Here is a 14,550-nt window from a genome sequence, read left to right as displayed (position 1 = left end):
TCCTGTCGCTCCATCCATGCCGACCTCCAAACAGCCAGCAGCTTGAATCACAATCCTACGCCAATGGGAATCCTGAATGTAAACGAAACCTAGGGGAATCGGCCCGACCGCGTGCCGTTCGGCTATTTCGCGGAGCGCCCGATCATCCAGGTGGCCAGCACATCCTCGCTCGTCGGATTCTCCAGCCGGACGGTGTCGATCCGGGTGCCGATGACGCAGATCGGCCGCTGCTCGGCGCCCGCGGGCTGGACGCAGCGGATCGGCCCGCCGTCCGCGACCGCCTCGATCCGGCCGGAAATGCGGAGGCGAAAGCCGCGCGAACCGTCGAATTTATCGGCAGCGACCCGCTGCACGGTTTCGAACGGCCGCCCGTTGCGGCGGCCGTCGCGATCGGCCTCGCTGCGAAAGAATTGCGCGATGGCAAGCGTCTGGCCGGGCAGGGTGAGCGGCTCGACGCCGCGGGGAAAGGCCTGTCCCGCGCGCAGCGGGCAGGCGCCGCTGCTCGACCAGGGCCGCGTGATCCAGAAACCTTCGGCCGCGTCGATGTCCGCCCGGTCGCCAAGGTTCCAGTCGGTCTTGCTCCACATCATCGGCTTGACCGAGACGCGCAGCGTTCCCCCTGCCTCGTCATAGCGCCACTGCATCGGCAGGCTGCTTTCGGCCTCGCTCGGCCCTCCGCATCCGAACGGCAGCAGCAGTTCGAAACGCCGTCCGGTTGCCTCGGCGACCGCCTTGGGCACCGCCTCGCCCGATGCGAAGGCATCCGCGGCCCGCTGCGCCAGCGCGATGAGGTCGCCGCGTTCCAGGTCCTTGGGCGTTTCGGGAACCGGCGCCGGAGCGGGGGCGGGGACCACGACGGGTGGCGGCGCCGGACGCGCCGGCGCCGTCGCGCGGCCCAGAAAGAAGCCGCCGCCGCCGACCACGAGGATTGCGGCGAATCCGCCGGCGATCGCAAGCCGGCTGGTTCTGACGCTGGGTTCCTGCATCTCCCCTCGATAGCAAATCCCGACGCATCCTCCAGACCCCCGATGAATTTTTTTGACCCGGGACATTGACCCGAAACGGATTCCGGATGACGCAAGGGCGATGTCGGTCGATCAGATCCTGACCTTGCTCGTCCTCGCCGCCGTGGTCGCGGCACTTATCTGGGACAAGATGCGGGCAGATGTCGTCGCGCTGACCGGCGCGGCGGTGTTGCTGATGACCGGCGTCGTGCGGCCGGTCGAGGTACAGGGCGCCTTCGCCAGTCCGGCGATCATCGCGCTCGCCTCGCTGTTCGTCATCGCCTATGCGCTCGAACTCGCGGGCCTGCTCGACCGCGCCATCGCGTCGGCGGTCGCGATGTGCCGGCGGTTGGGTTCGGGCGGCATCTGGCTGCTGCTGTCGATGATCGGATCGGTTTCCTGTTTCCTCAACTCGACCCCGATCGTCGTGCTCGGCGCGCCGGTGATCCGCGACGTCGCGACCTCGCTGGGCCTGTCGCCCAAGCGCTTCCTGATCCCGCTGTCCTATGTCACCATCCTCACCGGCTGCTGCACCCTGATCGGGACGTCGACCAATCTGCTCGTCGACGACATGGCGAGCGTCGCGGGGCAGCCGCGCTTCGGCATCTTCGAAATCACCCCCGTCGGGCTGCCGATGGCGCTGGCCGGCGGGCTCTATCTGTTCCTGGTGAGCGGCCGGCTGCTCGGCGGACGCCACGAAGCCGAGGAACGCGAGGGGGGCCCGGTGGAGATCGACCCGGCGCATATCGGCAATGCGCAGGTCGGCGACGCCCGGCTGTTCGAGGTGCAGCGGCCGCTCCAGCCATTGAAGGCCGCGATCGCGCTTGCAGTGTTCGTCGCCGCGGTGGCGCTCGCGACCGCCGGCGTCGCGCCGATCGCGGCGACCGCCTTCGCGGGTGCGGTGCTGCTGATCCTGCTGCGCGTCATCAGCGCGGACGAGGCCTATAGCGGCCTCAGGCCCGAAATCCTGATCCTGATCGCCGGCATGGTGGTGATCGGCATCGCGATGGAGCAGAGCGGGCTCGCCGCCGAAGCGTCCGAACTGCTCATCGCCAGCGTCCACGGCCTCAGCCCGCTGATCGCGCTCATCATTCTCTATCTGCTGACGATGGTGCTCACCGAACTTCTGTCCAACGCGACGGTCGCGGTGCTGGTCACCCCGGTTGCGGTCGCGCTCGCCGACAGTCTCGGCGTCAGCCCGCGCCCCTTCCTCGTCGCGGTGATGATGGCGGCCAGCGCGGCCTTTTCCACACCCTTCGGGTACCAGACCAACGTCATCGTCTATCAGATGGGCGGCTATCGCTATCTCGACTTCGTCCGCATCGGTCTGCCGCTCAATTTCATCACCTTCGTCGTCGCCATCATCGCGATAAGGATCTTCTTTCCTTTCTAGGGTCCTGACCCTAGACGCGCGACCGGATGCTCTTTCGAAATCGGGCCGCAATCCCCATATAAAGCCGACAAGGGCCATTTCGGGCCCCGCGATATCGAGGCGATCCGTGCGCGTTGCCGCCCCACCGAATGACAGGAACTGGCCCCGGGGCACGATCTTCACCGTCGGCCATTCGACCTTGCCGATCGAGCGTTTCACGGCGCTGCTCGCGGCCTATGCGATCGAGCGGCTCGTCGATGTGCGGACCGTACCGCGGTCGCGGCATAATCCGCAGTTCAACGCCGATGCCCTCGCGGCCAGCCTGGCCGATGCCGCTATCGTCTATGCCGCGATGCCAGCGCTCGGCGGCCTCCGCCACGCGCGCGCCGATTCGCCCAACGGTGGTTGGCGGAACAAGAGTTTCCGGGGCTATGCCGACCATATGCAGAGCGCGGCATTCCGCGATGCAATTGCGGCGCTCGTCCGCACCGGGATGGAGGCGCGGACCGCGATCATGTGCGCAGAGGCGGTTCCGTGGCGCTGCCATCGGTCGCTGATCGCCGACGCGCTGGTGGTCCGGGGGATAGAGGTCGTCGAAATTCTCTCGGAAACGAGCTGGCGGATGCACGCCCTCACGCCCTTCGCCCGGATCGACGGCACGTCGATCATCTATCCGCCCGATCAGGCCACCTTGTTCTGATGGCGGAAGGGCCTCCGACCACGCCGGACCCGTTGGCGCGGATGCTGGGCGATATCCGCGCGTGCCGCCGCTGCGCCGACGATCTGCCCTGCGGTCCGCGCCCGGTCGTGCAGGCGGCGGCGTCGGCGCGGCTGTGCATCGTCGGCCAGGCTCCGGGACGAAAAGTGCATGAAACCGGCATTCCCTGGGACGATGCCTCGGGCCGGCGGCTGCGCGACTGGCTCGGCCTGACGCCGGCGGCCTTCTATGATCCGGCGAAGGTCGCGATCATCCCGATGGGCTTCTGCTATCCCGGCAAGGCGGGGTCGGGCGACAATCCGCCGCGGCCCGAATGCGCGCCCTTGTGGCATGGCGGGCTGATGGCGCTTCTTCCCGATATCGGGCTGACCGTCCTGGTCGGCCATTATGCGCAGGCCTGGTATCTCGGCCGCGGCCGCAAGGCGACGCTGGCCGAAACCGTCCGGGCCTGGCGCGACTATCTGCCGTCCGGCTTCCTCCCCATGCCGCACCCGTCGCCGCGCAATCAACCTTGGCTGGTGAAGAATCCCTGGTTCGAAGCGAACCTGGTTCCGCACGTCCAGGCGGCCGTGCGGGCTCTCTACCTGTAACGGCTATTCGGCCCGGGCAAAATTCCCCTGCGATGTGGCAGCGTGCGGGCTCGCCCCGCCGCCGCGGGGAGCTAACGCCGCCCCGTGCCGTAATCGATCCTGATCCGCACCCAAGCGCCGACCAATTGCCGTCCCCCGCGCCGCGGAGGCCGCACCCTGAATTGCCACGCCGCCGCCAGCACCGCGCGATTGATCTGCGATCCATAGGGATATTCGTCGAGCCCGACGCAATCCTCGACGCGGTAATCCGGCGCGGTGCGGCAGGCGATCAGACCCCAGCCGGGGCCGCTGGCGGTGGACAGATAGCCACGCAGCTCGTCGTCGCTCGGTTCGCGGTACCAGGCGGCTGCATAGAGCGGCTCGCCGTTGGGGGCCGTCCCCACTTGCTCCGTATCGCGGGAAGCGGGACGGCCGCTGTCGGAGGGGCCATAAACCTGGCCGTTGGATGGGCGAAGGACGGCTCGGGGCGTTGGCGGTGAGGGTGGCTGCTCGCTCGGGGTCGGCTGTGTCGGCGCAGCTTTCGGTTCGATGGCCGGCGGCGGTTCCGGGGTCTCCGGCGGCGGCTCTTCGACCGCCGGCTTCGGCGGGGCAGGCTCTTCCTTGGCCCGCTCGCGTTTCGGGCGGCTTGGCTCGGGCGATGTCTCCGAATCTCCGGCCGGCTCCAGGCTCACGACCGTGATGCGTTCATCCCGATTGTCCGCCGGTTTTCCCAAGCCAAAGGTGAGGAGCAGGAGCAGCAGGCCGCCGGTGATGAGCAGGGCCAGGCTTATGGCAAGCGTGCGTCGCCCGGCGCCGATGCCGAGGAGTTCGGCATAAGGAGTGGCTGGAACGGGGATCAGTTGAAACCATCGGTGGCGGCGACCGCTGATCGAGGGGCCCGGCGGCGTCATCCGCGCGGGATAGGGGGCTGCCGGACCGATGACAAGGGCGAGGATAGGTCGAAGCGCGAGTTGGCGGGCCCGGCACCATTGGTCCGCTTCAGACCGCCGCGCCCGCTGTCGGCATCATGAATTTCTTCACCTGAACGCCGTCTGCCCGCGGTCGGTCAATAAGGAGCGCCGCCATATGAATATGGGGTGGGATCAGCACCGGAAAGAAGCCGGATCGACTTTTGCGGAAGAATATGGCTCCCCGGGCAGGATTCGAACCTGCGACCAATCGATTAACAGTCGATTGCTCTACCGCTGAGCTACCGAGGAACAGTCCGCTTGGGCAGACAAGGCGGCCCCTTTGCCGCCGCTCGCACAATTTTGCAAGGGGGATTTGCATATTTCGCCCAAGCGGGCCAGTGCCGCTTTTCCGCAGGTCAAACCACGAACTGTTCCATCGCGATGCGTTCGTCGAGGCCCTGGTCGGGATCGAACAGCAAAGTCAGCGGGCGGCTGCGGTCGGTGGTGACGAGGACCGTCTTCACGTCGCGGATTTCGCGCTGGTCGGCGACCGCGCTGACCGGGCGTTTCGCGGCCTCGCGGACGTTGAAGCGGATGCTGGTCGATTCGGGGACGAGCGCGCCGCGCCAGCGCCGCGGGCGAAAGGGGCTGATCGGCGTCAGTGCGAGCATTTCCGATTCGAGCGGCAGGATCGGCCCGTTGGCGGACAGATTATAGGCGGTCGATCCCGCGGGCGTCGCGACGAGCACCCCGTCGCAGGCCAGTTCCTCCAGCATCGTCTTTTCGTTGATCATCACCTCGAGCTTCGCCGCCTGGCGTGTTTCGCGCAGCAGCGAGATTTCATTGATCGCGGGCAGGATGTGGCGTTCGCCGCTGATCGTCGTGATGTCGCCCGACAGCGGATGGATCAGGAAGGGGCGCGCGGAGGCGATGCGGTCGAGCAGCCCCTCGACCCGAAACTCGTTCATCAGAAAGCCGATGGTGCCGCGGTTCATGCCAAAGACCGGCAGGCTCCGCCGCTGGTCGAGCAACTGGTGCAGCATGTGGAGCAGGAAACCGTCGCCGCCGAGCGCGATCAGCAGGTCGGCCTCGGCCAGGTCGACGAAGTCGTAAAGCGGGCGCAGTTCGGCTTCCGCCTCCTCGCCCGCGGGGGTGTTCGATGCGACGAGCGCGATCTTGCGTTGCATGTGGTCCGGTCCCCTGAAGACGGCGTTTCAGCCGCCCGTTGCACTCATGTGACGCGCGACCGCCGGTCTGGACTTTCGTTCGATGTGAAAGTCGTGCGCGCGGGGTTTGCCAGCCAAAGCGATATCGATCAAGCCGTCGACCGCTTCCGGCCCGCTTTCGCGCAGCGCGGCGCGCAGGTCGATATGGTCGTCCTGGCCCAGGCACATATAGATGCGCCCCTCGACGGTCAGGCGGATGCGGTTGCACGTGGCGCAGAAATTGTCGGACAGCGGCGTGATCAGGCCGAGCGTCACCGGGCTGCCCTCGACCGCGAAATAGCGCGCAGGGCCGCCGGTGCGCTTGTCGATCGGCCAGATCGCCCGCTCGCCGCGCAGCGGCGCGATGAAATGGTGGAGCGGGATATAATGGTCGCTGCGGTCGTCGGCGACCTCGCCCAGCGGCATCGTCTCGATCAGGGTCAGGTCGCAGCCCCGCGCCGCGCACCAGTCGAGCATCGGCAGAAGCTGGTCTTCGTTGAGGCCGGCGAGCGCGACCATGTTGATCTTGACCGCCAGCCCCGCGGCGCGCGCGGCGTCGATACCGCGCAGCGCGACGGAGAGGTCGCCGACGCGGGTGATGTGGCGAAAGGCGTCGCCGTCGAGCGTGTCGAGGCTGACATTGATCCGCCGCACCCCGGCGGCCGCGAGCATCGGCGCCTGCTCGGCGAGCCGCATCGCGTTGGTGGTCAGCGTCAGTTCGTCGAGGCCATGGCCGATCAGCGCCCCCAGTCGCATCGCCAGCGTGTCGATGCCGCGCCGCACCAGCGGCTCGCCGCCGGTCAGGCGGACGCGGCGGATGCCGCGCGCGACGAAGCGTTCGGCCAACTCGGCCATTTCCTCGATGCTCAGCACCGCCGATTTGGGCAGGAACGTCATATCCTCGGCCATGCAATAGCGGCAGCGCAGGTCGCAGCGGTCGGTCACCGACAGGCGCAGATAGCTGATCCGGCGGCCGTGGCCGTCGATCAGCGTCGCAGGATCGGAAGAATTTTCGCGCATCGCGCCAATTGTGATGCAAAAGGCAAGCGCTTGGCAAGCAAAGCCTGTTATGGCGCGCCGATGAATCGCATTGTCGACACCAACGCCGCGAGCGTCCGCCACCTTGCCGACCTGCATGCCGCGCATGACGCCGACGTCGGGGTGATCCTCGTCCAGGTCGACCAGCTTGCGCGGATCAACCACAGCGCGGGGACCGAGGCGGGCGATGCGCTGCTCGAGGAGGTCGCACGGCGGCTCGAGAATTTCGCCGGCGACGAATTCGGCCATGGCGCTCTCGTCGAGCGGCTCGGCGGGCCGCGTTTCCTGATCGTGCCGGCGCGGCCGCTGTCGCTGGCGACGCTGCAGGCGCAGGAACGCGCGCTGCACGTCGCGCTCGCCGAACCGATGGTCGGCGACCCCAGCGGCCGGCTCGCGATCCGCATCGCGACCGCGCTCATCACCCGCGACGAGCCGGTCGCCGAACAGCTTCACATCGCGAGCGAGCAGCTCGCGCGTCCCGCCTCGGCGCGCGACGGCGCGATGGTCAAATCGGCGCTGTCGCACGGCGAGGTCGCGATCTTCTATCAGCCGCAATATGACGTTGCGTCGGGCGCGATGACGGGGGTCGAGGCGCTGCTGCGCTGGCGGCATCCCGAGCTTGGCCTGCTCGGTGCCGGGCCGCTGGTCACCGCGGCGCGGGCGGCGCGGATGGAGCGCGAGCTGACCGAACATGCGCACCGCATCGCGCTGGCCGAGATGGCCGGCTGGGCGAAGCCGCTTGCGGGGCTGCGCGTGTCGCTCAACATCACCGCCGCCGACCTCGGCGACCCCGGTTTCGCCGACCGGCTCGCCGCGATGGTCCGGGCGGCGGGGGTCGACCCCGACCGGCTGACGCTCGAACTCACCGAACAGGCGATGCTCAGCGACCCGGCGAGCGCGGCGGCGCAACTGGCGCAGATCCGCTCGCTCGGCTGCGCGATCGCGATCGACGATTTCGGCACCGGTTATTCCAGCCTGTCGCTGCTCGCGCGGCTGCCGATCGATTATCTGAAGATCGACAGCGGCTTCACCCGCACCATCGACGGCAGCGACCGCGACCGCATCGTCGTGCGCGCGATCGTCGACCTCGCCCGCGCGCTCGGGCTGCTCGTTGTGGCCGAGGGCATCGAGCATGAAACGCAGCTCGCGCGACTGAAGGAACTGGGCGTCGCGACGTGGCAGGGCTTTCTGAAATCGGGACCGGTGCCGGGGGACGAACTGCCGGCGTTGCTGGGCTAGAGCGACGAGCTATAAATCTGCATCACCCATCCCGTTCGCCCTGAGCCTGTCGAAGGGCGCTTCTCGGCGATAGGCGCCCTTCGACAGGCTCCGGGCTTCGGTTCAATCCCAGAAGGTGCCTGTGGCCCCGGCCGCCCGTGCCTCGGGAATCCCGCTATCGCCCATTAACCCGCCTTTCAAACTCGCTCGCTTATACCAAGGTTCGGTGATCCTGACCGATGAGGACGATTTCTGGCGGTTCTCGGCAAGGAGGCTGCGACGTGGCGATGTGGTTCATCGTCACGAGCAGGCGACGCTGTCCGAGAGCCGCCAGAAATCGCCCTTCGGGTTGCCAATCCCGCCCGCTGGACAGCGTCGGCGCGTCGCAGCGATGAACCACATCGCCGCTTCCGCTCCTCCTCGCCAGCAAGCGGGACTGGCAATTCTCATCGGTCAGGATCACCGAACCTTGGTATAAGGGCTGGGCCGGGGGTTGAAATGTGCGTTGGCAAGCCCGGCAGGGCGTTTTTCGAGGCATCGGAACTGGACAGGTTGTCCGGCGCCTATCCGCTCGCGCCCGCGGTGCTGCGGCACGGGCTCGTCGATCATCCGCTGCTGACCCTGTCGGCGCTGGCCGAGGCGGCGGACGAACTGCCCGCCGAGCATGTCGAAAGGCGGATCGCCGATGCCGTCAACGGCGGTGAATTCGCGATGGACGCAGCGGCCGGGACGCCGATCGCCGACACGATCCGCGCGATCGGCACCAGCGGCAACTGGGTCATGCTGCGCTTCGTCCAGCAACTGCCTCGCTATCGCGCGTTGCTGCACGCGTTGATGGCCGAGATCGAGGGCGTGACCGGGGCCAAGACCGGCCCGTGGCGGACGCTCAAGGCCTTCGTCTTCATCTCCGCGCCGGGAACGCTGACGCCCTTTCATTTCGACGCCGAATATAACATCCTGTTCCAGATTGCGGGCGACAAGGATTTCGCGACCTATCCGCCCGAGCCGCCCTTCCTGCCATTCGACCGGCGCGAGGCTCATCATCGCGACGGCGACAATATGCTGCCGTGGCACCCCGAATATCAGGCGCTGGCGACGGTTCATCCGCTGATGCCCGGCGATGCGCTCTATGTCCCCCACGCCGCGCCGCATTGGGTGCGCGCGGGGTCGCGGCCCTCGGTGTCGCTGTCGCTGACCTGGCAGAGCGACTGGAGCCTGGCGACCGGCGAGGCGCTGGCGGTCAATCCGCTGCTGCGCGCCGTCGGCCTCGGTCTGTCGCGCCCGCCGGTGTGGCCGCGGCGGCCCGCGTTGCAGGCGCTTGCCGGCCGCGCGGCGCGGCGCGTGGGGCTGCTATGAAGCATCAGGCGTTTGGTATCGACAGCGGCGATGGCGTTCGTCCCGGCGGCTCTTTCGGCCTGAAGGGCGATCACGCCGTTCGCCTGCAACGGCCGGCTGACCTCGGCGCCGCTGATCGCGCGCGCTGGGCGGACCTGTCCGACCGCGCCGGCACGGCGAACGTCTTTGCGCAGCATTGGTTCATGGACCCGGCGCTGCGCCACGCCGGCGCCGACCAGCCGATCTGGCTGGCGATCGCCGAGCGGGACGGGGGCGAATGGATCGGCGTCCTGCCTCTGGTGCAGAGCGCGCGTTTCGGGCGGTGGCCGGTGCCGCATTGGCAAAGCTGGCTGGCGACGAACCAGTTCCTGGGTTCGCCGCTGGTGCGGCCGGGCACCGAAGATCGCTTCTGGGCGCTGCTGCTGCCGTTCCTCGATGCCTTTGCAGGCCGCGAAATCGGCCTCCAATGCCGCCAACTCGCGTGGGACGACCCTGCCTGCGCCGCGCTGATCGCGCATTGCGAGCGCGAGGGGCGCGGCTTTCGCATCGTCGACCGCTTCGACCGGCCGGCCAGCGCGCCGGACAGCGATGCGGACGGTGGCCGGTCGGGCGCCAAGGCGCGCGCGCGCCTGCGCAGCCTCGAACGGCGCCTCGCGCGCGACCACGGCCCCGTCGCGGTCGACCGGCACGCGGGGGAGGGCGATTGCAACCGCTGGGTCGAGACCTTCCTGGCGATGGAACGCGCGGGCTGGAAAGGCCGGGCGGGCAGCGCGCTCGCCTGCCATGCCGAGACCGAGAACCTGTTCCGCGACGTCATGCGCGCGGGGTGGGAGCGGGGCAGGCTCGGCCGCGCGACGCTGACGGCCGCGGGACGGCCGCTCGCCATGTCCTCCTGGTTCGTGACCGGCGACCGGGGCTTCGGGTTCAAGATGGCCTTCGACGAAGCCTTCCGAAGCTATGCGCCGGGGCAGTTGCTGATGCGCCATGTCGCGGATCATGTGGCCGGGCTGCACCCGCCGATCCATTTCGACACCTGCACCGCGGCGGGCGCCGGAGGATGCCGGTCGCTGTGGGGCGACAGCCGGACGATCGTCGATTGCGTCGTCGCCATCGGATCGCCCGCTCGCCGGCTCGCCTTTGCCGGGCTGATGCTTGCCCGTGACGCCTATCGCCGTGCGGTCAACCCTTCTGCCGCGCCAGCTTTCCCAGCCCCTTCGACAATTGCAGCGCGCCGTTGAGCCGCGCCCCCGCGCTCGCCCAGTCGCCGCTTACCGACAGCCGGTTGTCGGGACGGATGCGCGCGCGGCCCTTCAGCCGCTCGACATAGGCGATCAGGCCGGGGACGTTGGCGAATTCGTCGCCGTGGAAGCTGACCAGCGCGCCCTTGGTGCCGACGTCCAGCTTGGCGATGCCCGCCGCCTTGGCATTGGCCTTGATCTCCATGAGCTGGATCAGGTTTGCCGTTTCGGGCGGCAGCGGGCCGAAGCGGTCGATCATCTCGGCCGCGAAGCCGTCGAGCCCGGCGCGGTCCTCGGCCTCGTTGAGCCGGCGATAGAGCGCCATGCGCAGCGGCAGGTCGGGCACATAATCCTCGGGGATCAGGATCGGCGCGTCGACGGTGATGACCGGTGACAGCGCCTCGCGCGGCGGCGCCACGCCGGCGCCCTCCGCCTTGGCGACGAGGATCGCTTCCTCCAGCATCGACTGATACAGTTCGAATCCGACCTCGCGGATATGTCCCGACTGCTCGTCGCCGACCAGATTGCCGGCGCCGCGAATGTCGAGGTCGTGGCTCGCGAGCTGGAATCCCGCGCCCAGCGTGTCGAGATCGCCGAGCAGCTTCAACCGTTTTTCGGCGGTGTCGGTGATGCCGCCATGATCGGGCGTCGTGAGATAGGCATAGGCGCGCGTCTTCGACCGCCCGACGCGGCCGCGAAGCTGGTAGAGCTGCGCGAGGCCGAAACGGTCGGCGCGGTGGACGACCAGCGTGTTGGCGCTCGGAATGTCGAGCCCGCTTTCGACGATCGTCGTCGAAACCAGCACGTCATATTTGCGGTCGTAGAAGGCGCTCATCCGTTCCTCGACCTCGCCCGGCGCCATCTGGCCGTGCGCGACGACATATTTGACCTCGGGCACGCGAGTGCGGAGAAATTCCTCGATATCGGGCAGATCCTTGATCCGCGGCGTGACGAAGAAGCTCTGCCCGCCGCGATCATGCTCGCGCAGCAGCGCCTCGCGGATGACCACCGGGTCCCACGGCGCCACATAGGTCCGCACCGCCAGCCGGTCGACCGGCGGCGTCTGAATGACCGACAATTCGCGCAGCCCCGACATCGCCATCTGCAGCGTGCGCGGGATCGGCGTCGCGGTCAGCGTCAGCACATGGACGTCGGCCTTCAATTGCTTCAGCCGCTCCTTGTGGACGACCCCGAAGCGCTGTTCCTCGTCGACGACGACGAGGCCGAGGCGCTGGAATTCGACCGCTTTCGCAAAGACCGCGTGCGTGCCGACCACGATATCGATCTGCCCGCTCGCCAGCCCGTCGCGCGTCCGGGTGGCTTCCGCCGTCGGGACCAGCCGCGACAGCCGCCCGATGTTGATCGGAAAGCCTTTGAAGCGCTCGACGAAATTCGTGTAGTGCTGGCGCGCGAGCAGGGTGGTCGGACAGACGACCGCGACCTGCACCCCCGCCATCGCCGCGACGAAGGCGGCGCGCAGCGCGACCTCGGTCTTGCCGAAACCGACGTCGCCGCACACCAGCCGGTCCATCGGCCGCCCCGACGCCATGTCGGCGAGTACGTCGCCGATCGCGCGGTCCTGGTCGTCGGTTTCCTGATAGGGGAAGCGGTCGGCGAAGGCGGGATAGGCGGCGTCCTGCGCCAGCATTTCGCCGGGCCGTAGCGCGCGCTGCGCCGCGGTGGACAGCAGTTCGCCCGCGATCTCGCGGATGCGCTCCTTCATCCGCGCCTTGCGCCGCTGCCACGCCTCGCCGCCCAGCCTGTCGAGCGCGACCCCCTCGCTCTCGCCGCCATAGCGTGAGAGAACGTCGAGATTTTCGACCGGGACGTAGAGCTTGTCGCCGCCGGCATAAGTGAGCGCGACGCAGTCGTGCGGGCTGCTGCCGACCGGGATCGAGGTCAGCCCCTCATAACGGCCGATGCCGTGGTCGAGATGGACGACGAGATCGCCGACGCTGAGCGTCGCCAGCTCGGCGAGGAAGGCATCGGCGCTCTTACGCCGCTTCTGCCGCCGCACGAGCCGTTCGCCGAGAATGTCCTGCTCGGTGAGCAGGCTGATCGCGTCGGACGCGAAGCCATGATCGAGCGGCAGGACGATCAGGGCGACGCCGGTTCCCCTCCCGCTTGCGGGAGGGGCTAGGGGAGGGCGTGTTTCGGTGGTGGGCTTGTCAACAGGCCCTCCCCCGACCCCTCCCGCAAGCGGGAGGGGAGAAGATGAGCCCAGCGCCTCCTGCCACGTCTCGACCTGCGCCAGCCCGTCGACGCCATGCTCTTTCAGCAACCCCGCCAGCCGCTCGCGCGCGCCCGCCGAGTAGCTGGCGATGATCGTCCGCCGCCCCTTGCGCCGCTCGTCCGAGAGATGGTCGGCGACCTTGTCGTAGACGTTGAGATCGGCGGTGCGCTCGGGCGTGAAGTCGCGCGCCGCGAACGTCTCGAGGTCGAGCACCGCCGCCGCCTCGGGAACATCGAACGGGGTCACGACATGCATCGGCCGCGCCGCCTCGGCCTCGGTCCATTCCGCCTCGGTCAGATACAGCGCTTCGGGCGCCAGCGGGCGGTAACTGCCCGCCTGCTCCTGCTCGGCCGCGACCCGGTTTGCATGATAGTCGCGGATCGCGTCGAAGCGCGTTTCGGCGGTCGCGTCGGTGCGGTGGCCGCGCAGCACCGGGGTCGCCGCGTCGATATGGTCGAACAGCGTCGCCAGCCGTTCCTCGAACAAAGGCAGCCAATGGTCCATGCCCGCCTGCCGGCGCCCCTCGCTCACCGCCTGATACAGCGGGTCGCCGGTCGCCTGCGCCCCGAACATCTCGCGATAGCGGGTACGAAAGCGCTTGATCGTCGCCTCGTCGAGCAGGGTTTCGGCCGCGGGGAGCAGGGACAGCGCCTTGGCGGGCCCCAGGCTGCGCTGGTCGGCGGGGTCGAAACGGCGGATGCTTTCGATCTCGTCGCCGAAGAAATCGACGCGCAGGCCCGTCTCCTCGCCGGCGGGGAACAGGTCGACGATGCCGCCGCGCACCGCGAACTCGCCCTGATCGGCGACGGTGTCGACGCGGTTGAAGCCGCTGGCGACCAGCAGCTCGGCCAGCGCGTCGCGGTCGATCCGCTGCCCCGCCGCCAGCGTCGTCGCGAGTTGGCGGATACGGAACGGCGTCAGCGTGCGCTGGGTGATCGCGGCGACGGTGGTCAGGATCAGCTCGCCGCGCTTCGCGGGCGCCTGCAAGGCCGACAGCGTCGCCAGCCGGTCGGCGCTGATCCGCATCGACGGCCCGGCGCGGTCATAGGGCAGGCAATCCCACGCCGGAAAGCGATGGACGATCAGGTCGGGCGCGAAAAAGGGCGCCGCGTCGGCGACCGCCTGCATCGCGGCATCGTCGGTCGCGACGTAAACCAGCCTCCTGTCGCTCGTCCGCGCCAGATCGGCGAGCAGCAGCGGCAGGAACCCGTCCGCCGCGCGCGCCAGCGTCAGCGGCGCTGCCGCCGATCCGATCGCGGCGAAAATGTCGGCGGCGGTCCGGGTCATGGCAGCGGAATATAGTCCAGCCGGCGCATCGCGGCGATCAGTTCGGGCTTGTCGAGGTGTGCGGGCGGATGCCCGGTGCCGAGCGCCCACGCCATGATATCGACGTCATCTTCCTCGCACACGGCTTCGAACCACGCGACCTCCTCCGCGCCCCATCCGGGCGCATAGCGGTCGAAAAAGCCGCCGATCATATAGTCGGCCTCGCGCGTGCCGCGATGCCAGGCGCGGAATTTCAGGCGTTTCAGGCGGTCTTGCATGGCGGGCCTTTTAATCGCGGGAGCGATGAAGCGGAAACGGGTATCGCGTCCACTCACCGTTCGCCCTGAGCTTGTCGAAGGGCTGTTCTGTCTTTGCGCCGCCGGAAAATAAGGACGGTGCTTCGACAAGCTCAGCACAAACGGAAGAGGGGCCGGGTTTCCTTC

General features: G+C 68.4%; 13 protein-coding genes and 1 tRNA gene. 7 read left to right on the top strand and 7 right to left on the bottom strand.

Translation table 11 applies throughout. The features are described 5' to 3' along the window. Positions 1 to 122 precede the first annotated feature (122 nt). Entirely contained in the window at positions 123 to 986 is an 864-nt protein-coding gene (locus tag FHR21_RS17250) for a hypothetical protein (protein WP_184100558.1), read from the bottom strand. A 100-nt stretch (positions 987 to 1,086) separates the two neighbouring features. Between FHR21_RS17250 and FHR21_RS17245 the strand changes: the two genes are divergently transcribed. The 3 genes from FHR21_RS17245 (at position 1,087) to FHR21_RS17235 (ending at position 3,684) form a co-directional block, all read left to right on the top strand. Then, positions 1,087 to 2,397 carry an SLC13 family permease gene (locus tag FHR21_RS17245; RefSeq protein ID WP_184100557.1) on the top strand — a complete coding sequence of 437 codons (1,311 nt, stop codon included), beginning with the start codon at positions 1,087 to 1,089 and terminating at the stop codon, positions 2,395 to 2,397. A gap of 106 nt (positions 2,398 to 2,503) precedes the next feature. Further along, a complete protein-coding gene (locus FHR21_RS17240; protein ID WP_184100556.1) occupies positions 2,504 to 3,076 on the top strand; it encodes a DUF488 family protein in 573 nt (190 codons plus the stop codon). Continuing rightward, entirely contained in the window at positions 3,076 to 3,684 is a 609-nt protein-coding gene (locus FHR21_RS17235; protein ID WP_221235235.1) for a uracil-DNA glycosylase family protein, read from the top strand. Before FHR21_RS17240 ends, FHR21_RS17235 begins: the two co-directional genes overlap by 1 nt. A 71-nt stretch (positions 3,685 to 3,755) precedes the next feature. On the opposite strand, the gene FHR21_RS17230 is transcribed toward FHR21_RS17235, so the two are convergent. The 4 genes from FHR21_RS17230 to moaA form a co-directional block, all read right to left on the bottom strand. Continuing rightward, on the bottom strand, positions 3,756 to 4,574 hold the full coding sequence (locus FHR21_RS17230) for a hypothetical protein (RefSeq protein WP_246427296.1): 819 nt from the start codon (positions 4,572 to 4,574) through the stop codon (positions 3,756 to 3,758). A 234-nt stretch (positions 4,575 to 4,808) separates the two neighbouring features. After that, a tRNA-Asn gene (locus tag FHR21_RS17225) sits at positions 4,809 to 4,883 on the bottom strand. A gap of 107 nt (positions 4,884 to 4,990) precedes the next feature. Continuing rightward, entirely contained in the window at positions 4,991 to 5,761 is a 771-nt protein-coding gene (locus tag FHR21_RS17220) for an NAD kinase (protein WP_184100555.1), read from the bottom strand. 27 nt (positions 5,762 to 5,788) lie between these two features. After that, positions 5,789 to 6,799, bottom strand: coding sequence for a GTP 3',8-cyclase MoaA (moaA, locus tag FHR21_RS17215; protein ID WP_184100554.1), 1,011 nt, complete (start codon positions 6,797 to 6,799; stop codon positions 5,789 to 5,791). A gap of 60 nt (positions 6,800 to 6,859) precedes the next feature. On the opposite strand from moaA, the gene FHR21_RS17210 reads away from it, so the two are divergent. From FHR21_RS17210 to FHR21_RS17195, 4 genes are all read left to right on the top strand, one after another. Further along, complete coding sequence (locus FHR21_RS17210) at positions 6,860 to 8,056, top strand: GGDEF domain-containing phosphodiesterase (protein WP_184100553.1); 1,197 nt, start codon at positions 6,860 to 6,862, stop codon at positions 8,054 to 8,056. A 205-nt stretch (positions 8,057 to 8,261) separates the two neighbouring features. After that, positions 8,262 to 8,513: a hypothetical protein gene (locus FHR21_RS17205; RefSeq protein WP_184100552.1), complete on the top strand. Its 252-nt coding sequence runs from the start codon at positions 8,262 to 8,264 to the stop codon at positions 8,511 to 8,513. A gap of 74 nt (positions 8,514 to 8,587) precedes the next feature. Continuing rightward, the gene (locus FHR21_RS17200) at positions 8,588 to 9,391 is read left to right on the top strand and encodes a cupin-like domain-containing protein (RefSeq protein ID WP_246427295.1); all 804 of its coding nucleotides are present in this window, start codon (positions 8,588 to 8,590) and stop codon (positions 9,389 to 9,391) included. Further along, positions 9,388 to 10,608 carry a GNAT family N-acetyltransferase gene (locus tag FHR21_RS17195; protein ID WP_184100549.1) on the top strand — a complete coding sequence of 407 codons (1,221 nt, stop codon included), beginning with the start codon at positions 9,388 to 9,390 and terminating at the stop codon, positions 10,606 to 10,608. Before FHR21_RS17200 ends, FHR21_RS17195 begins: the two co-directional genes overlap by 4 nt. On the opposite strand, the gene mfd is transcribed toward FHR21_RS17195, so the two are convergent. Both mfd and FHR21_RS17185 read right to left on the bottom strand, forming a co-directional pair. Then, positions 10,550 to 14,128, bottom strand: a complete 3,579-nt coding sequence (gene mfd / locus FHR21_RS17190; protein ID WP_184100547.1) for a transcription-repair coupling factor — start codon at positions 14,126 to 14,128, stop codon at positions 10,550 to 10,552. The genes FHR21_RS17195 and mfd overlap by 59 nt on opposite strands. Further along, complete coding sequence (locus tag FHR21_RS17185) at positions 14,125 to 14,385, bottom strand: succinate dehydrogenase assembly factor 2 (RefSeq protein WP_184100545.1); 261 nt, start codon at positions 14,383 to 14,385, stop codon at positions 14,125 to 14,127. Before FHR21_RS17185 ends, mfd begins: the two co-directional genes overlap by 4 nt. Positions 14,386 to 14,550: the final 165 nt, after the last annotated feature.

It is taken from the genome of Sphingopyxis panaciterrulae (genome assembly GCF_014199295.1).
Classification (GTDB): domain Bacteria; phylum Pseudomonadota; class Alphaproteobacteria; order Sphingomonadales; family Sphingomonadaceae; genus Sphingopyxis; species Sphingopyxis panaciterrulae.
Note: the sequence above shows the minus strand (reverse complement) of the source record. Positions and strands in the feature narration are given on the sequence as shown.

Excerpts from the sequence above, each read along its gene's own strand:
- FHR21_RS17220 (WP_184100555.1), bottom strand. The coding sequence starts at position 5,761 with ATGCAACGCAAGATCGCGCTCGTCGCATCGAACACCCCCGCGGGCGAG.
- FHR21_RS17250 (WP_184100558.1), bottom strand. The coding sequence starts at position 986 with ATGCAGGAACCCAGCGTCAGAACCAGCCGGCTTGCGATCGCCGGCGGA.
- FHR21_RS17195 (WP_184100549.1), top strand. The coding sequence starts at position 9,388 with ATGAAGCATCAGGCGTTTGGTATCGACAGCGGCGATGGCGTTCGTCCC.
- FHR21_RS17185 (WP_184100545.1), bottom strand. The coding sequence starts at position 14,385 with ATGCAAGACCGCCTGAAACGCCTGAAATTCCGCGCCTGGCATCGCGGC.
- FHR21_RS17230 (WP_246427296.1), bottom strand. The coding sequence starts at position 4,574 with ATGACGCCGCCGGGCCCCTCGATCAGCGGTCGCCGCCACCGATGGTTT.
- mfd (WP_184100547.1), bottom strand. The coding sequence starts at position 14,128 with ATGACCCGGACCGCCGCCGACATTTTCGCCGCGATCGGATCGGCGGCA.
- FHR21_RS17210 (WP_184100553.1), top strand. The coding sequence starts at position 6,860 with ATGAATCGCATTGTCGACACCAACGCCGCGAGCGTCCGCCACCTTGCC.
- FHR21_RS17235 (WP_221235235.1), top strand. The coding sequence starts at position 3,076 with ATGGCGGAAGGGCCTCCGACCACGCCGGACCCGTTGGCGCGGATGCTG.
- moaA (WP_184100554.1), bottom strand. The coding sequence starts at position 6,799 with ATGCGCGAAAATTCTTCCGATCCTGCGACGCTGATCGACGGCCACGGC.
- FHR21_RS17245 (WP_184100557.1), top strand. The coding sequence starts at position 1,087 with ATGTCGGTCGATCAGATCCTGACCTTGCTCGTCCTCGCCGCCGTGGTC.